The sequence below is a fragment of the Janthinobacterium sp. HH104 genome (genome assembly GCF_001758715.1).
Taxonomy (GTDB): domain Bacteria; phylum Pseudomonadota; class Gammaproteobacteria; order Burkholderiales; family Burkholderiaceae_D; genus Janthinobacterium; species Janthinobacterium aestuarii.
Map to the genome: position 1 here is coordinate 65,299 of NZ_LRIB01000049.1, position 16,779 is coordinate 82,077.

14 protein-coding genes are annotated in these 16,779 nt (G+C 67.1%); all 14 read right to left on the bottom strand.

The annotated features are described in order from the left end of the window. Positions 1-92 precede the first annotated feature (92 nt). The 14 genes from JAB6_RS23340 to JAB6_RS23405 all read right to left on the bottom strand — a co-directional run bounded on the left by JAB6_RS23340 (position 93) and on the right by JAB6_RS23405 (position 16,702). A complete protein-coding gene (locus tag JAB6_RS23340) occupies positions 93-1,016 on the bottom strand; it encodes a diguanylate cyclase (RefSeq protein ID WP_083292928.1) in 924 nt (307 codons plus the stop codon). After that, complete coding sequence (locus JAB6_RS23345; RefSeq protein WP_254671761.1) at positions 1,013-5,494, bottom strand: PAS domain-containing protein; 4,482 nt, start codon at positions 5,492-5,494, stop codon at positions 1,013-1,015. Before JAB6_RS23345 ends, JAB6_RS23340 begins: the two co-directional genes overlap by 4 nt. A 232-nt stretch (positions 5,495-5,726) precedes the next feature. Then, entirely contained in the window at positions 5,727-6,083 is a 357-nt protein-coding gene (locus JAB6_RS23350) for a YgiW/YdeI family stress tolerance OB fold protein (protein ID WP_070304927.1), read from the bottom strand. 33 nt (positions 6,084-6,116) lie between these two features. Then, complete coding sequence (locus JAB6_RS23355; protein WP_034755294.1) at positions 6,117-6,689, bottom strand: prepilin-type N-terminal cleavage/methylation domain-containing protein; 573 nt, start codon at positions 6,687-6,689, stop codon at positions 6,117-6,119. Between the two features lie 100 nt (positions 6,690-6,789). After that, positions 6,790-7,509, bottom strand: a complete 720-nt coding sequence (locus JAB6_RS23360; protein ID WP_070304929.1) for a hypothetical protein — start codon at positions 7,507-7,509, stop codon at positions 6,790-6,792. Further along, the gene (locus JAB6_RS23365; protein WP_070304931.1) at positions 7,509-8,282 is read right to left on the bottom strand and encodes an ABC transporter permease; all 774 of its coding nucleotides are present in this window, start codon (positions 8,280-8,282) and stop codon (positions 7,509-7,511) included. Before JAB6_RS23365 ends, JAB6_RS23360 begins: the two co-directional genes overlap by 1 nt. Then, complete coding sequence (locus JAB6_RS23370) at positions 8,282-8,992, bottom strand: type II secretion system protein (RefSeq protein WP_070304932.1); 711 nt, start codon at positions 8,990-8,992, stop codon at positions 8,282-8,284. Before JAB6_RS23370 ends, JAB6_RS23365 begins: the two co-directional genes overlap by 1 nt. Beyond that, positions 8,989-9,723, bottom strand: coding sequence for a hypothetical protein (locus tag JAB6_RS23375; RefSeq protein ID WP_070304934.1), 735 nt, complete (start codon positions 9,721-9,723; stop codon positions 8,989-8,991). Before JAB6_RS23375 ends, JAB6_RS23370 begins: the two co-directional genes overlap by 4 nt. Then, complete coding sequence (locus JAB6_RS23380; RefSeq protein WP_070304935.1) at positions 9,720-10,136, bottom strand: hypothetical protein; 417 nt, start codon at positions 10,134-10,136, stop codon at positions 9,720-9,722. The genes JAB6_RS23375 and JAB6_RS23380 overlap by 4 nt, the downstream gene beginning before the upstream one ends. Next, on the bottom strand, positions 10,133-10,828 hold the full coding sequence (locus JAB6_RS23385) for a hypothetical protein (protein WP_254671763.1): 696 nt from the start codon (positions 10,826-10,828) through the stop codon (positions 10,133-10,135). The genes JAB6_RS23380 and JAB6_RS23385 overlap by 4 nt, the downstream gene beginning before the upstream one ends. Further along, the gene (locus JAB6_RS23390; RefSeq protein ID WP_070304937.1) at positions 10,825-12,402 is read right to left on the bottom strand and encodes a hypothetical protein; all 1,578 of its coding nucleotides are present in this window, start codon (positions 12,400-12,402) and stop codon (positions 10,825-10,827) included. The genes JAB6_RS23385 and JAB6_RS23390 overlap by 4 nt, the downstream gene beginning before the upstream one ends. A 7-nt stretch (positions 12,403-12,409) precedes the next feature. Next, positions 12,410-13,615, bottom strand: a complete 1,206-nt coding sequence (locus JAB6_RS23395) for a type II secretion system F family protein (RefSeq protein WP_070304939.1) — start codon at positions 13,613-13,615, stop codon at positions 12,410-12,412. Next, positions 13,615-15,318: a GspE/PulE family protein gene (locus tag JAB6_RS23400; RefSeq protein ID WP_034755312.1), complete on the bottom strand. Its 1,704-nt coding sequence runs from the start codon at positions 15,316-15,318 to the stop codon at positions 13,615-13,617. Before JAB6_RS23400 ends, JAB6_RS23395 begins: the two co-directional genes overlap by 1 nt. A gap of 7 nt (positions 15,319-15,325) precedes the next feature. Beyond that, complete coding sequence (locus tag JAB6_RS23405; protein WP_070304940.1) at positions 15,326-16,702, bottom strand: lipopolysaccharide assembly protein LapB; 1,377 nt, start codon at positions 16,700-16,702, stop codon at positions 15,326-15,328. Between the last annotated feature and the right edge of the window lie 77 nt (positions 16,703-16,779).

The following is a 16,779-nucleotide window of genomic DNA, read 5'->3' on the forward strand; positions in this document are numbered from 1 at the left end:
CCGCGTAGGTCGGTGTAGGTTGGCGTAGGTCGGCGTAGGTCGGCTTAGCCCGCAGGGCGTAAGCCGACGCAAAGAGCCGATAGCCCGCCCGCTCACTCCCCCTCCGACGCGCAATACCTGTCCCGCCCCGTATGCTTGGCGCGGTACAGCAGGGCGTCGGCGGCGCGAATCAGGGCGCTCGGGTCCATGCCTTCCGTGGGCATGACGCTGGCCATGCCCAGACTGACGGTGACGTGCGGGCCGACGCTCGACCTGGCGTGGGCAATGTGCAGCGCGCGCACTTCGTCGAGGATGCGCTGGGCCACCACCTCTGCGCCGTCGCGCGTTTCCTGCGGCAGCAGGATGATGAATTCCTCGCCGCCGTAGCGCGCCAGCAGGTCGGGCGGGCGCACGGCGCAGCGGCGCAGGGCGGCGCTCACCTGTTGCAGGCACAGGTCGCCCGCCTGGTGGCCATACGTGTCGTTGTAATCCTTGAAGTGGTCGATATCGGCCATGATGAGGGCCATCGGCACGCCGTCACGCGCGCAGCGCCGCCACTCGCTGTCCATCGTGTCGTTGAAGCTGCGCCGGTTGGCCACGCCCGTCAGCGAATCCGTCAGCGACAGTTCGCGCATGGCGTCGGCTTGCCGCTTGATGGTCAGCTGGCTGCGCACGCGGGCCCGCACGACGGCCGCGTTGAACGGCTTCGTGATGAAATCGACGGCGCCCGCTTCCAGCGCCCGCGTCTCGTCTTCGGGCTGGTTCAGGGCCGTGACGAAGATGACGGGAATGGCGCTGAGGATGGCCGACTCGCGCAACGCATTGCAGACGGCATAGCCATCCATGCCGGGCATGACGGCGTCGAGCAGGATCAGGTCAGGTAGTTGATTGTGCGCGATTTCCAGCGCCTTCTCGCCGCTCAGGGCGAACAGCACGTCGTGTTCCTCGCGCAACAGCTGGTGCAGGATCTGGATGTTTTCCATGGCGTCATCGACGATGAGGATGCGCCCGTTCATGGCAAGGTTGGTCCAGCTCACTTGTTTTCCTCTCGTTTCAGCTGATCGAGCACGAGTTTTTCCGCAGCGGAAAAATTCAGGGTCTCGATCGCGTTGGCCAGCGCCAGGGCCGCTTCCCGGTCTGATTGTTGTAGGGCGGGGTGCAGGACGTGGAACTGGGCCAGCGCCTTCAGGTTATTGTTGCGGATCAGGACCAGCAGCTCGGCCAGGCCGGCGTGCAGGTCGACCGCTGCGCTGCCGGACGCGGCCTGTGCCGGCTGCCCGCGCCGCAGGGGCGAGGGCAGGGTGCGCGCCGCATCGATGACTTCGGCCATCGCCCGTTCCAGCTGTTCCAGCAAGGCGGCCGTGGTGTGCGATTGCCCTGTCTTCAGCATTTTTTCCGTCTCGGCGGCCAGGCTGGCGACATGGGCCGCGCCCAGGTTGGCCGCTACGCCGCACACGCGGTGCAGCAGCTGCGCCGCCTGCGGCGTCTGTCCGGCGGCCAGCAGGCGCCGTGCTTCCTCGACGGCGTCGCCTTGCGAATTTTCAAAGCGCTTGAGCAGCGCCAGGAAAGCGCCATAGTCGCCGCCGAAGCGGTGCAGGGCCGCCGCCAGGTCGATGCCGGGTATCGAGGCCGGCATTTCCAGCACCTCCGTGGCGCCGCCGCCTGGCTGCGCGGCGCTGCTGCCGCCAGCCTGGTGCGCCGGCACCAGCCGCGTCAGGGTCTCGATCATGTCGTCGACATCGATGGGCTTGGCCACGTGCGCATTCATGCCGCTGGCAATGGCGCGCAGGCGGTCTTCGTCCATGGCATTGGCCGTCATGGCGACGATGGGCAAGTCCGGCAAGCCCAGCGCGCGGATGGCCAGTGTGGCGTCGTAGCCGTTCATGACGGGCATCTGCAAATCCATCAGCACCACGTCCCACGCTTGCGGGCTGTGCGCCAGCATGTCGACGGCCAGCCTGCCGTTGGTGGCCACGGCCACGCGCGCGCCCGAGTGCAGCAGGATGTACTGCGCCACTTCCTGGTTGATTTCATTGTCTTCCACCAGCAGCACGCGCATGCCTTCCAGCAAGCCCGACAGGGGCGTGGACACGGGCAGCATGGATGGCGTGCTGCGGGCATTGCGTCCATCCCGCACGGCGGTGACGGCCGCCAGCAGGCGCGCTGGCGTCGCCGGTTTCGAGACGATGCCGGCCAGCATCAGGCTGTCGGCCAGCCGTTCGAGGTTTTCGCTGTCCTGGTCGGCCACCAGCATGATCACGGGCGGCAGCGCCAGGTGTTCGTCGGTGCGCGCCTCGGTGAGCATGGAAATGCCATCCATGCCCGGCATGGCCGCGTCGAGCAACACAAGATCGGCCGCCGCTTCGCCGCTGGCCTGGGCGCGCAGCAGGGCCAGGCCGGCCGCGCCGCTGTCGGCGCTGCGGCTGCGCCAGCCCTGCGCCGCGCACCAGTCTTCCAGCATGGCGCGCACGCTGGCGTTGTCGTCGATGATCAGCAGCGACAGCGCCCTGGACGCGCCCTTGCCGTGCGGCTCGGGCGGCGGCGCCACCTTGTCGAAGCGGCAGCGGAAGCGGAAGTCGGAACCCTGGCCCAGCGTGCTTTTCACGCTGAGCTGGCCGCCCATCAATTCCACCATGCGCCGGCAGATGGCCAGCCCCAGCCCCGTGCCGCCGTATTTGCGGCTGGTGCCGCTGTCGCCCTGGGAAAACGCGTCGAAGATGTGTTCCTGCTCGGCCGCGCCGATGCCGATGCCCGTGTCGCGCACGGAAAACTCGAGGGTGGCGCTGGCCGCATCCTCGGCCACCATGGCGATGGCCAGCACCACTTCGCCATGCGAGGTGAACTTGACGGCGTTGCCCATCAGGTTGATCAGGATCTGTTCCACGCGCAGGGCATCGCCGATCAGTTCGTCGGGCACGCCCGGATCGAGCACGAACACGGGCTCCACGCCGCGCGCCCAGGCGCTGCTGGCCAGCAGCACGCCAACGCTGCCCAGCATGCGTTCGAGCTGGAAGCGGCGCTGTTCCAGCACCATTTGTCCCGCCTCGATCTTGGAAAAATCGAGCACGTCGTTGACGATATGGAGCAGCGACTGCGTGGCCATCTGGATCTTGCCGACATAGCTGCGCTCGCGCCGCTCCAGCGGCGACTCTTCCAGCAGGCGCGCCAGGCCGATGATGGCGTTCATCGGCGTGCGGATTTCATGGCTCATGTTGGCGACGAATTCGCTCTTCGCCGTGCTGGCCGCCTCGGCCTTGTCGCGCGCGCGTACCATTTGCTCGTTGAGTTCGTGCAGGCGCAATTCCGTGCGCTTGAGTTCGGATACGTCCGAGGCCAGCACGAAGAAGCCGCGCACGCCGCCGCCGTCGTCGAGGTCGGGAATGTAATTGGTCCACGTATGGCACACCTGGCCCGTGGGGTCGAGCAGGTCGCGCTCGAAGCTTTGCGGCCGGCCCGCCAGCACGCCCTCGACGTGGGGCGCGTACACGTCGAACAGTTCCTGCCCCAGCAGTTCGCTCATGTGGATGCCGGCCATCTCGGCGCTGCTGCGGCCAAACCATTCATTATAGAAATTATTGGCGAAGCGGCAGCGCAGATCGGCGCCCCAGTACGACACCATGCCGGGCAGGTTGTCCGTGACGGTGCGGATGAAGCGCTCGCTCTGTTCCAGGCGCAAGGTGGTGGCGTGCAGCACCTCGGTGGCGCGCTTGCGTTCAGTGATATCGATCGACACCCCCAGCACATGGCTGGCGCGCCCCGCATCGTCGCGCAACACCACCTTGCGCGTGGTGAAGTGGCGCGTCGTGCCGTCGGCCGTGTTGATCGCTTCCTGTTCGATTTCCACCATCTGCCCCGTGGCCAGCAGCTTGCGGTCGGCGCTGACGAAGGCGGACGCCTGCTGCGGCGGGAAGAAATCGTGGTCGGTCTTGCCCAGCAATTGCTCGCGCGAGCGTCCCAGGGTCAGTTCCGCGTGGCGGTTGATCATTTCAAAGCTCAGCTTGTCGGCGCGCTTGACGAAGACCATGGCCGGGATGTTTTCGATGATGGTGCCGAACAGGTGTTTCGAACGGCGAAACTCCGCTTCGCTGCGCTTGCGCTCGCTAATGTCCAGCCACAGGCCCGATACGCCCAGCAATTGCTGCTCTGGGCCGAAGATCGGGTGATACGAGACGATCCAGTGACTGAGCTGTTCGCGCTGCCGCCCGCCATGGCCTTGCAATTCGAGGTCGACGATGGGCGTTCCTGTTTCAATCACCTGGCGCACGCAGCGCTCCACCTCCATGCGCACGGCGTCGTCGAACTGCATGGCGCCCACGGGCTGGCCCAGATGCTGCGCCACGCTGGCTCCGCTGATGGCGGCCAGATAGTGGTTGATCATGACGATGCGCAAGTCCAGGCCCACGAACAGCATGCCGATGGGCGCCGTCGCGTACACGGTTTCCAGCAGGCGCGTGGATTTTTCCAGGGCCAGCGTGCGTTCGGCCACCAGGCTTTCGAGCTGCGTGCGGTGGCGCCGCAAGTCGCGTTCCAGCGCGCCCAGGGCGCCTGCCATGTCGGCCGATTCGCGGTCCGCATGGCGGTTCGAGAGCAGGGGCTTGCCCTGCGCCAGCGCGTGGATCTGCTGTGTCAGTTCCTGCAGGGTGCGGGCCAGGCGGCCGCCCACGCGCCAGGCCAGGGCAAAGCCGGCACCGAGCAGCAGGGCCAGGATGAGGGAACCAGTGACCACGGAACCCAGCAGGGCTTCGGCCACCGTGCTCGTGCGCATGGTAACGGCCACCGTCCAGGCGTCGTCGGGCGCGCGGCGAAAGCCCGTATACACGTCGAGGCCTTCCAGGGTGGTATGGCGCAGCACGCCTTCGCGCGCCTGGCGTATCTGCTCGAGCAGGGACGCCGAGCTGCGCTGGCCCACATAGCGCTGCGGCGCCAGGGTGCGCGCCACGTTGATGCCGTCGGCATTGACGATCGCCGCGCCCAAGTAGGCGGGCAGGTGCAGCTCGCGCAGCAGCAAGGGCAGGTAGTCGGGCGGGTATAGGGCCGTCAGCACATAGGCGGGCCCCTTGTCACGCGGCAAGGGCAGGTTCAGGGCCAGACGCGGCACCTCGTCCGGCGCCATCAGCAAACTGGTCAGCCGGGGCTTGCCGGAGTCGCGCGTGCGCTCCATGCTGGCGGCCCATTTCTGCGGCAAGGGGGGCGGCACCTGGCTGGCGGGCAGGGCTGTATTGACCAGCTGGCGCCCCTTGGTATCGGAGACGATGAAGGCGCTGACGGCCAGGCCCGGCTGCAGCAGGCTGCCGGCCAGGGCGCGCAGGGCGCCGATGTCGTCGGCTTGCAGGGCGGGCGAGGCGGCCAGGATGCGCGCGGCCATCTGCGCGCCGCTCAAGTCACGTTCGACGGCGGCCGTGACGGCGCGCGCCGCCTGCGCCGTTTCGCTGACGACATGGTCGCGTTCGCGCGTGTAGCTTTGCGCCACGAGCAGGAGAAACACGAGGGCCGTCGGAATGACCCAGGCAAGCACCAGCCATGAAATTCTTGAGCGTATCGAAGGCAAATCTTGCACCCGGAAAGCTCCCAGAATGGATGAGTCGACAGGCAGGCTCACGCTGGCGCTGGCTGACCTTGAATGAAAAGATGCTAGACGAAATTGATTGTTCTGACAAGCCTAGTTTCTGGAATGGAAAAAAGGTTGCGCAAGGCATACAGAGGAGGGTGACGCCCATCCCGCCGTGGCGGCGGGATGGCAAGGAAACTTACGGGACGACGGTCAGCACGTCGACGTCGATTTCCGGGCTTTCCATGAAATCTTTTTCCACTTCGCCACGGATTTCCACGCGGGTCCTGGCGTCGATCTTGCGGTTCATGAAGACCTTGTCGTCGATGTCCACGCGGATCTCCGCCGTGCCGTCGGAGAAGGTATATTTCTCGTTGCCCACTTTGCGCAGCAGATTGCCGCGCAGTACGACGGCCTGGTCGTCGACGGGATTTTTCAGGATGGCGGCCACACTGGCGGGCGCGGCCGGGCCGGCCGTCGGTCCCACGTATTGGGCTTGCGCGCTGCCGGCCAGCGCGGCGCAGGCGGCCAGGGAGACGATGAGTGTGCGGTGCATTGGCATGGTATTCCTTTGATAGTGACTGGTGGCTCAGAAAAATACGGCGGTGCGGGGAATGATAGCACCGGCATTGCCATAGGGCATGTTCGCCCGGACGCTGCCCGTGCTGGCCACGCCATCGTCGAGTTTGCTGTCGATCTGCTCGGCGTAGCTTTCGGGCAGGTTGTCAAAACGGATGCCGTTGCCGGCCCGGCCGCCCACTTCGTCGTTGTACAGGTAGACGGCGCCGCCCTGGGCGCTGGTCATGAATTGTGAGGTGCCGTTGAACGAGCCTGTGATGAAGCCGCCCAGCGCCAGGTGCTGCGGCGCCAGGGTGAATTCGCGCGGCTGGCCGTCGCCGATCTGGCCATCGCCATTGCCGTTGCCGGCCGAATTGGGCACATGCACGGTGCCCTGGATATCGTCGCCGGGCAGGGCGCGGAACTTGTCCTGATAGGCGTTGACGGCGGCCGTCAGCGCATTCGACTGCTGGATGATGTTTTTCACCTTGGCGCTGTCGATCAAGCCTTGTCCCTTGAGCACGCCACCGAGCAGCAAGCCGATGATGACCAGGACGATGGCGATTTCTACGAGCGTAAAGCCGTGCTGGCGGCGTGGGAGCATGGGATTTCCTTGGAAAAAAGTGCTGGTGCTGGGTATGGCAGCTTCAGGATCGCAGTTTACTGCAATGGCGCCGCGCGCGCATGGCATTTCGGACGGCGGCTCATGGCGCCGCCTGTTTCTTTTTGGCCAGTTCGTCGAGCTTGCGCGCGAGGAAAGCGAGCTCGTGCGGGTCGCTGATCTGGCCGCTGGCGATCAGGCCGCCGATCACCAGGCGGGCACCATCGAGCTGGTCCATGTCTTCCAGGATGAACGCTTCCATCTCGCGCACCCACGGCGGCACGTGCGGCCCCGTCGCCAGCTGGCGCAGTGCGCGCGCATAGCCGAGCGCCAGCGGCAGGTCGTGCAGCTGGTGCTTCGCCACCAGCACCGCCTGCGCCATGGCGGGCCAGCGCTGCTGCGGGTCGGCCGCGAAGCTGGCGGCGACAAAGGCCAGCATGCGCCGCGCGCGCTGCGGATCGGCCACGCCCGCATACACTTCGCTGGCGGCCACCAGCGCGTAGCGGCTGCGCGGGTCGAGCGTTTGCGCCGTCTCCAGCCAGCTGGCCAGGCGGTCATAGTCGAGCGCGCGCCACGGCAGGCTGACGCCGGGCTGGTCCTCGAACGATTGCAGGTACAGCAGCATGGCCTTCGACATGGCCAGCGGTTCGCCCAGGCTGGCCAGGCGCGCCACGCCAGGTGGCGGCGCGGCGGGCAGGGGCCGCGCCTGTGCGGGGGCGTGCTGCTGCGCCAGGCGCCAGCCCAGCTGCAGCAGCAGGCAGGCCGCCAGCAGCCAGCACAGGGGGCGCGGCACGCTGCTCCAGGGACGCTGGGCGGCGGCCATCAGATGTTCCTGCGGTAAAAATCGCACAGCGCGCAGCTGGCCAGCAAGGCCACATAGATGGCCGTTTGCGCCGCCACGCCGGCCAGGGCTTGCCAGTCGCCGGTGGCGTACAGCAGCCACTCCGTGCGCGTAAACGCGTCGAGGCGGGGCAGCAGCAGGGCCAGCATGTCGATGGCGCCGGCCGTGGCCCGCTGCGGCCAGGAGTCGCCCGCCTGCGGGCCGTGCGCCAGCAGTTGCAGGCTGCCCAGCATGCGCGCCAGCACATAGAAGCCGCCCGTGGCGGCCAGCGCCGGCAGGGCCTGCTGCAGGCTGGCCGCGCACAGCAGGCTGAAGGCGGCGACGATCCACAGTTCGCCCAGCAGGGACAGCGCCCACAGCGCGCTTTGCGCGGGCGCGGCGAACAGCGCCATCAACAGGCCGAACAGCACGGCGGGCACGGCCGCCAGCGCCCCGTAGCCCAGCAGTTTGCCCAGCAGGTAGGCCGCGCGCGGCATGGGTAGCGCCAGCAGCAATTCCAGGCCCCGGTCGGCCGCTTCGCGCGCCATGCTGGTGATGATGAACGTGGCCAGCAGGAAGACGCTGGCCAGGCGCAGGGTGGCCGCGAGCAGGGACGTTTGCACGGCGCCGCTTTCCGTCAGCGCCAGTTGCTGCAGGAAGCCGGCCAGGCCGGCGCAAGCGCAGGCCACCAGCACGAACAGCCACGGCAGGCGGCTGCGCAGCGCTTCGAGCAGCGTATAGCGGGCGATGGTGAACGAGGGCAAGAGCATGCGCATCAGCGGGGCAGCCTTTGCGCCGCCACCATGCGGTTGAACAGGATGTTGGGCGACAGCCAGACGATGATATCGTCGAACTCGCCGCCCGGCTGCTGCGGGCCGCTGGCGGCGCGGCTGATGAAGGTGGTGGCGTTCGATGCATTGTTGCGCTCGTCGACATTGTTACTGAAAGGCACAGCCTGGCGCTGGCCCTGCACGCCCGTGGCGCCAAAGCCGTTTTTCCCATGCGACATGATCATGGCGGGGATGTCCCGCAAGGCCGTCGCCTGCAGCAGCGCGCCGCCGTTGCGCGTGACGATGCTGATGTCGCGCGGCGTGCCCAGGTTGAACTGCTGCTCGCTGTCGCTGAAGGCCGGCGTGACGCTGTAGCGGAACAGATTGTTCCAGCTGTCGCCCTGGCGCAGCCCCAGGGTGGCCCAGGGCAGGAAGCCCGCGCGTTTTTCGCCCGTGCAGCGCGTGCCGCGCCGGTCTTCCAGGCCGCTCATTGCGGAAATGGCGGGACACGGCAGATAGCCGTAGCGCAGCGCGTAGCCCGTCAGCGCTTCCTTCGCTTCATTGAGCGCCTGCTGCGTCTCGGCCACCTTGCGCTGTTCCAGTTGCACCGTCAACGGCGTGACCAGGCCGCCTATCATCAGGCCGACGATGACGAGCACGATGGCGATCTCGATCAGGGAAAAGCCGCCCTGGCGGCGCGGATGGCGGGCGCTCATGGCAGGTTGCGCGCGGCGCGCATGCGTTGGTACAGGGTAGGCAAGGTAATCCAGGTGAGCATGTCGTCAAAGGCGCCGCCGGGCAGCGCGGCAAGTCCGGTGGCGGGGCGGGTGATGAAGCTGCGGCTGGCGCTGTCGTTGGCCGCTTCATCGATATTGCCGCGCGCCGTATTGATCTGCGGCACGCCGCTGGCGGCCGTGCCATAGTGATCCTTGCCTTGCGAGAACAGCACGACGGGCAGGCATTGGGCGCTGACGTCGCACTGCTCCTGTCCCGCCACGAAGGCGAAGGTGCCGCGGCCGTCGCGCGTGAGCACGACTCTGTTGGCGACGGCGGAAAACGAGACGATGGGCGCGCGCGCCATTTCCGGCGTGACGCTGTAGCGCAGCAGCTTGCCCCAGGCATCCACGCCGTCCACGCCCAGCGCGACCCACGGCAAAAAGCCGCTGCACTCGGTATCGCTGGCGCAGTCGGCGGCCCGTTCGCGCCCGTCGAGGGCGGAGGCGGCCGGACGGGGCAGGCGGCCATTGGCCGCCGCAAAGCCCAGCAAGGCGTCGCGCGCCTGCGCCAGGGCGGCCAGGGTGCGCTGCTGGCGTTCGGCTTCGCCCGTGTTGCGCCCGAATGCGCTGATCAGCAGGCTGGCCGTGCCCAGGCCCAGCACGGCCACCAGCAGCAACAGGGCGGCGCCGCGCTGGCGACGAAGTTGACGATGCGCTTGGCGCGGCGTCATGGCGGCGCCTCGGTGACCGTGCCGCTGGCCGGATCGTAGCGCTGGCCGGGTTTGAGCAGCAGCACCTGGCCGTTCGACAGGCGCAAGGTCAGGGTGCCGGGCGTGCCCGACTTGTCGCGCGCGAGGTGGTTGTGCGGCTCGTTCTGCGCTTCCTGGTTCAGCCAGACGGTGGTGCGGCCGCTGCTGCGCTGTACCACGCCATTCAATTCCACGGGCGGTGCGGGCGGCGGTGGCGGCGGCGGGGACGGCGGTGCCGCCAGGGCCGGATCGGGCGCCGGCGGGCCGTAGCGCTGCGCGTCGAGCTGGGCGCGCTGCTCGGGCGACAGGAACAAGCGCCCCAGCTGCGGTGGCTGCGCCTGGGCCGTGAGCGCGGCGCCAGCCAGCAGCGCACACAGGACGAGGGTGCGCTTCATGGCCGCCCCGGCACGGGCGTGCTGCCCAGGGTCAGCCACAGCAGCTCGCATTCGGCGCCCAAGGTAGGCGCCGCCCCGCTCGCACCGCCGCTGCCTGGCCCGGCGCCGGCCGTGGCATGGCGCTTGAGCGTGCAATCCTGCACGGCGAAATAGCCGGCCTGGCGCAAATCGTCCAGCAGGTTCAGCAAATCCATCTCGTGCAGCAAATCCATCTGCAGGCGCATGCGGCTGCCACGCAAATGATATTGCCCCATCACCATGGGCAATGGCACTTGCAGCCCTTGCTGCGGGCTGATGTCATAGCTGATCGGCAGCAGTTTGCGCTGTTCCTGACTGCGGCGGATGGCGTCGATCCAGGCGAGGCGGTTTTCCTCGCCGATCAGGCCGCGCTGGCGCAAGGCGAGGAATCGCGGTTCGTAGGCGCGGATTTCCTGCTTCTCCGCTTCCACGTGGTTGAACAACATGGCGGCCGCCGAACGCGTGCGCTGGGCCAGGTCCAGCTGCTGCGCCTCGCGTTCGCGGTAGGCGATGCTCAGGCTCAGCAGCACCAGGCTGGCCAGCATGGTCAGGGTAAAGCACAGCAGGGCGCGGCGTATCAGGTGCAGTTCGCCCAGCCAGGCGGGCAGGGCGCGCGCGGGCGTGCTGGTCCGCTGCATGCCGGGCAGGGGCGGCTGCTTGACGGGGCCGCTCATGGCTGCCACGCGAGCAAGAGGGTGAAGCGGGCCTGGCTGGCTGGCGCCGGCACGGCGCTCTTGCCGGACAGGGCCGCGCTGGGGCGCAGGTCGAGCGGCGTTTCCTCGATCGTCACCTGCAAGCCCGGCTGGCGCGCCAGGGTTTGCGCGAAGGCCGTGATGGCGGCCAGGGCCGCGCGGTAATCGTTGTTCGGCATGGCCACGTCCGCTTCCAGGCGCAGCGCCTGCGGCGGCGCGACGGGAATGCCGGCCAGGGCACTGCCGGTCGTCCCGCCCGTACTTTGTTGCTGTTGCTGCTGCTGTTGCGGTGGCTGATTGCCGGCCACGCGCGCGGGCGCCTGGCCCGCATGCCAGTGCAGCTGGCCGAGCGCCACCTGCGGCGCCTGGTCCAGCGCGGCGCTCAGCATGCCCAGCAGCCGCCCCGGCTCCGGCGCCTGGCTGGCGATCATGTGGCCCAGGGTCACGGCCACTTTCATGTTCTGCGTCTTGGCCGGCGCCGGCGGCTGGGTCGACATGACGCTGCGGTAGCGCTCCTGGTAGGACGCCGTTTCCTGCGCCAGACGCTGGATGGCGGCCCCGTCGGCTATGCCGCCGAGCAAGTTAATCGCGCACCACAGGGCTGCCGACGCGCCGATCAGCGTGCTGGCGCCATACAGCGTCTTGCGCGCGCGCTGGAAGTGGTAGTAGCGGGCCAGCGCTCCTGGCGGATAGTGGCTGGACGGCGGATGCTTGCCCAACAAGGTCAGCAGCAATTCATCGGTCAGCGCCGGCGTCTTGCGCAAGCCCACTCTTTCGGCGGCCAGCTGCAGGTCGATGAAGTGGTAAGCCACTTCGACGCCGTTGTCGCACAGCAGTTCGAGCTTGGCGATCTGCGCGGCTGGCGCCAGGATGACGGTATTCAGGACGTCGCCGCGCGCCAGCATGCGCGTGCTGGTCAGAAATTGCCGCGTCTTTTCCGTTTCCAGCGCAATATTCACGGCCACGCCGTCGAGTGCGATGGTGGCCGTCTGGCGCGAAAAGCGCAGCTGGCCCTTTTCATAGTAGCTTTGCCGCAAGCCTCCCGACTGCTGCGTCACGAGCAGCAAGTGTTCATGCGCGATCGACAGCTTTTTGACCAGCGCGATACTGAGCAGGCTGGTCGAATAGATGCCGGCCACGGGCACGCGCAGGTGCTCGAGCGCCTCCGTCCACGGCTGCAGCAAGGATGGGTTGGTCAGGGCGAAGAACAGCACCTGGTCGTCGTGGCGGCCCGTGCTTTCACGGCCCAGCAGGGTGCTGCCCCGGTAGGGCGTATCGCGGTGCAGTTGCTGCTTGCGCCGCTCCAGCAAGGCTCGGCCCGCCTTGCCGCGCACGTGGGGCAGCAGCTGGCGCTGGAAATCCTCTTCGATCAAGTCCGTCAGCAGGTAGGCGGGCACGTCGAGGCGGTGCGCCTGCGGGTCTTCCAGCCACGCGGCGAAACCGTCCAGCCCTGCCGCGCTGGCGGGAAAGGCCTGGCCCTGGCCCAGCACGCCGTGGTCCCAGTCGTAGGCGCACAGGGCGTCGCTGGTGATGTAGAGTAATTGTTTGCGGAACACGGCGGCCTCAGGTCTTGATTGTACTGATGGTGTCGTAGATCGGCCCCAGCACCGACAGCATGATCCAGCCCAGCAGCAGGCCCAGGATGACCGTCATGGTCGGCTCGATCATGGCTTGCACTTTTTCAATCAATTCCTTCACTTCACGGTTGTAAAAGTAACTGACATTGCGCAAGGCCGTGTCCAGCGATCCCGTGGCCTCGCCCACCTTCAGCATGCGGATCACGAGCGGCGGGAAGATGCCCGTGTGCTGGAAGGCGGCCGTCACGCCGTAACCCTCGCTGATCAGCTGGGCGGCGCGGCGCAGGCCCGCCGCCACCACCTGGTTGCCGGCGATGCCTTCGGACAGGCGGATGCATTCGAGTATCGTGATGCCGGAAGCATACATCAGGGCGAAAAACGTGGCGAAGCGGGCCAGGATGATCTTGTGCAGCACGGGTCCGACCAGCCACAGCCGCAGCTTCAAGCCATCCCAGGCATAGCGGGCCGTCTCGCTGCGGCGGATGAGCGCGCGCAGCCCGAAGAACAGCAGCACGGGCAAGGCCAGCAGCACATACCAGTAATTGATGAAGACATTCGACACGGCAATCAGCACGCGCGTGTGCAGCGGCAGCTCGCCGCCCATGTTGCGAATGAACGCCGTCAGTTGGGGGACCAGATAAATCATCAGGAAAAACGTCACGGCCGCCACGACGATGGCCACGATGACCGGGTACATGATGATCTTGCGCGTCTGCGAGGCCAGCTCGTCCTGCCATTTCAGACTTTCCGACAGGTTCTTGAAGACTTCGGCGATCTTGCCGCTCTGTTCGCCCGCCAGTATCAGGCTGGTGAACGTGGCGTCGAAGATGTCGCCATGCTGGGCCAGCGCGCCCGACAGGGGCAGGCCGCCTTCGATGCTTTCGATCAGATCCGTGACGACTTCGCGCAGGCGCGGGTGGTCCGTGCTTTCGCGCAAGTCGTTCAAGCCATCCAGGATGGGCACGCCCGCGCCCGTCAATTGCTCCATGTGGAAGCAGAAATTGATCAGGTCGCGGCGGTGGATGACCCGCTTGCCCAGCAGCACCAGATACTGGCCCGTGATCTTGCAGTCGATCAAGTCGAGCTGCATGCGGTGCAGGCGCGCTTCCAGGTCCGGCACGTTGGCCGCCTCCATGCTGCCGGGAATCAATGTGCCGGCGGCATCCATGGCGCGGTAGACATATTGCGCCATCAGGCCAGCCTTTCCGTCAGGTCGACCACGCGGCCCACTTCTTCCAGCGTGGTGACGCCTTCCATCACGCGGCGCATGCCGTCGTCGACGAGGCCCTTGAAGCCGCCCGCGCGCGCCGCGTTCTTCAATTCGCGCGAACTGGCGCGGCGCGCCGTCAATTCATCGAGTTCGGCCGTCATCTTGAGGATTTCCATGATGGCCAGGCGGCCCTTGTAGCCCTGGTGCGCGCAGCGCTCGCAACCGACGGCGCGGCAGATGGACACGGGCGCATCGGTTGCCGCCAGGCCCAGCAGGCGGCGCTCGACGTCGTCGGCGATCACGGTTTCCTTGCAGTGCGGACACAATCGACGCACGAGGCGCTGCGCCACGATGCCGATGATGTTGCCGGCCATGATATCGGGCAGGATGCCGATATCGAGCAGGCGCGAGATGGAGCCGATGGACGAGTTCGTGTGTAAGGTGGAATACACCTGGTGCCCCGTCATGGCGGCGGCAAAGGCCATTTCCGCCGTTTCGCGGTCGCGGATCTCGCCAACCAGGATGATGTCCGGGTCTTGCCGCATCATCGAGCGGATGCCGTCGGCAAAGCCCAGCTTGACGGATTCGTTGACGGAGGTCTGGCGTATCATGTTCATCGGATACTCGACCGGATCCTCCAAGGTCATGATGTTGACGCTTTCCGTATTGATGTGATTGATGATCGAATACAGGGTCGTGGTCTTGCCGCTGCCCGTCGGGCCCGTCACGAGGATCACGCCGTCGGGACGCGCGATCATGAGTTTCAGCAAGTTCAGTTCCGCCTCGGCCAGGCCCAGGGCATCGAGTGGCACGATGCCTTTCTGGCGGTCCAGCACGCGCAGCACGAAGTTTTCGCCATGCGTGGTGGGCTGCGCCGACGCCCGGAAGTCGATTTGCCGCCCGGAAAACTTGATGCTGATGCGCCCATCCTGCGGCGCGCGCGCCTCGGCGATATTCATGTTCGACATCACCTTCAGGCGCACGGCCATGGCCGGCCAGTACGATTTGTGCAGGCTGCGGATTTGCCGCAGGATGCCGTCGATGCGGTAGCGGATGCGCAGGAACGACTGCTCCGGCTCGAAATGGATGTCCGAGGCGCCGTTCTGCACGGCATCGGCCAGCAGCGCATCGATCAGGCGCACCATGGGCTGGCTGTACTCGTCCGACGGCGAGGCCATGCTTTGATAGCTGACTTCGCCCGTTTCGATTTCGTGCAGGATGCCGTCGATCGACAATTCAAAGCCATAGTACTGGTCGATGGCGCGCGAAATGTCCGACTCGTTGACGAGCACGGTGGAAATCGTGATGCCCTTGACCAGCATGGCGCTGATCTGGTCGAGCGCGACGATGTTGCTCGTGTCGGCCATGGCCAGGATCAGATTGTCCGCCTGCCGCTCATACACGATGGGGAAGACGCGGTAGCGCTTGGCCACGTCCTTCGGGATCAGTTTCAGGGCGATGGCGTCGACCACCAGGCTCGACAGGTCCGCGCTGACCTGTTTCAGGTTTTCGCTGAGCGCTTCTCGCACGGTGGCTTCCGTAACGAAACCGAGCGTGATCAGCAGCTTGCCCAGCGGTTCGCTGCTGCGCCGCTGCTCGATCAGGGCGATGCGCAGCTGGTCTTCGCTGATCACGCCTTTCTGGATCAGCAATTTGCCCAGCGGAAGTTTTGCCTGTTCTGCCATGTAGTGCTTATTCCTGACGGGGTGTGATGGTGGCCGGCTCGGCCAGTTCGCGCAAGCGCGTTTGCACGACGGCCTGGTCGAACGCGGCCGGCGTGGTTTGCGCCAGGGTCAAGGCGCGCTGGTAATAGGTGGCGGCTAGTTTCGGCTGGTTCAGCCGGTCCAGGCCCACGGCCAGGTTGAAGGCATAGTCGGGATTGCCGGGCGCGGCGCTGTAGGCGCGGAAGAATTGCTGCTGCGCTTCGTTCCAGCGGCGCTGCTTGGCGTACACATTGCCCAGTGCAAACAGCACGGGGCCGCTGTCGGGGGTACGCGCCAGGATGGCTTTCAGTTTTGCCTCGCTCTGCACGACGTCGCCCTGGCGCAGGCCGATCAGGCCGGCCAGCGCTACGCCATCATCGGGATTGATTTCCAGCAAACGTACGTACAGCGACGCCGCCTGCGCGCCCTGGTTCTCGCGCTGGGCCACGGCTGCCAGGCCCAGCAGCGCATCGCGGTTGTTGGCGTCCTGCTGCAGCACGCTTTCATATTGCTGGCGCGCCGCGCCCAGCTGGCCTCCGTTGAAAGCCTGGTAGGCTTGCTGCACGCCGGGGTTGATCTGCGGCGCCGTATCGTTGCGTACTACCTGTATCTGGCTGTTGTCGGGCGCGGCCACCGGTGGCAGGCTGGGCGGAGCAGGCGGCTGCAGTTGCGCCAGCTGGGCGGCCACGGCCGCTTGCGCGGCGGCTTGTATCATCGCCTGCTGTTCCGCTGCGCCGGCCGGCTGGCGCTGTTCGCGCGGCATGTCCTGCGGCAGCGGTGCGGGCGCCGTGGCATCCGGCAGGGCGCCGCCGGCCCCGGGCAGCACCACGATGGGCCCGGCAACGCCGGACGTGCCCGGGGCGTCCGTCAGCGGCATGGGTACGCCGGGCAGGTTGGCGCCCGCGCCGGGGCTGCTGCTGGCGCGCCAGTACCAGTACGCCATGGAGCCGGCCACCAGCAGCAGGATCGCCAGCAGCACGGCCAGGCGCACGGTGGCCGGGTCGACGCTGATGGGACCGGTGGGACCTTTCGGCGGCGGATTGCTGCGGCTGGCGCGTGGCTTGGCGGGCGGCGGTTCCGGACGGGCGCGTGGTGGCTCGGGGGGCGGGCCGGCTTGCGGACCGGGCTGGGCGCTACTCGACTCGGGCTGCGGCGCCGGAGCGTCCGGCAGCGGTTCCAGGCGCAGGGTGCTTGCCGGCTGCACGGGCGGTGGCGCAACCGGCGCGGGACGGGGCGGCGGGGCGTCGGCCGGCGCCAGTTCCAGCACCTGGTCGTAGGCTTCGGACGGCTTTTCCAGTTCCTCGTCGGAAAGGCTGTTCTGCTTGGCGCGCTCGGCTTTCTTGAGCGCCTGCATCAGCAAGCTCATGGGACGTCTCCCTGCAGGCGTGCCTGCGGCTGGACGGCGGGCGCCGGCGGGAGCTGGGGCGGAACACCAATTGGAGG

What these genes read in the sequence shown, in the direction of transcription:
- JAB6_RS23350 (WP_070304927.1), bottom strand. Translation starts at nt 6,083, where the DNA reads ATGCACCGCACACTCATCGTCTCCCTGGCCGCCTGCGCCGCGCTGGCC.
- JAB6_RS23355 (WP_034755294.1), bottom strand. Translation starts at nt 6,689, where the DNA reads ATGCTCCCACGCCGCCAGCACGGCTTTACGCTCGTAGAAATCGCCATC.
- JAB6_RS23360 (WP_070304929.1), bottom strand. Translation starts at nt 7,509, where the DNA reads ATGGCCGCCGCCCAGCGTCCCTGGAGCAGCGTGCCGCGCCCCCTGTGC.
- JAB6_RS23365 (WP_070304931.1), bottom strand. Translation starts at nt 8,282, where the DNA reads ATGCGCATGCTCTTGCCCTCGTTCACCATCGCCCGCTATACGCTGCTC.
- JAB6_RS23370 (WP_070304932.1), bottom strand. Translation starts at nt 8,992, where the DNA reads ATGAGCGCCCGCCATCCGCGCCGCCAGGGCGGCTTTTCCCTGATCGAG.
- JAB6_RS23375 (WP_070304934.1), bottom strand. Translation starts at nt 9,723, where the DNA reads ATGACGCCGCGCCAAGCGCATCGTCAACTTCGTCGCCAGCGCGGCGCC.
- JAB6_RS23380 (WP_070304935.1), bottom strand. Translation starts at nt 10,136, where the DNA reads ATGAAGCGCACCCTCGTCCTGTGTGCGCTGCTGGCTGGCGCCGCGCTC.
- JAB6_RS23385 (WP_254671763.1), bottom strand. Translation starts at nt 10,828, where the DNA reads ATGAGCGGCCCCGTCAAGCAGCCGCCCCTGCCCGGCATGCAGCGGACC.
- JAB6_RS23395 (WP_070304939.1), bottom strand. Translation starts at nt 13,615, where the DNA reads ATGGCGCAATATGTCTACCGCGCCATGGATGCCGCCGGCACATTGATT.
- JAB6_RS23400 (WP_034755312.1), bottom strand. Translation starts at nt 15,318, where the DNA reads ATGGCAGAACAGGCAAAACTTCCGCTGGGCAAATTGCTGATCCAGAAA.
- JAB6_RS23405 (WP_070304940.1), bottom strand. Translation starts at nt 16,702, where the DNA reads ATGAGCTTGCTGATGCAGGCGCTCAAGAAAGCCGAGCGCGCCAAGCAG.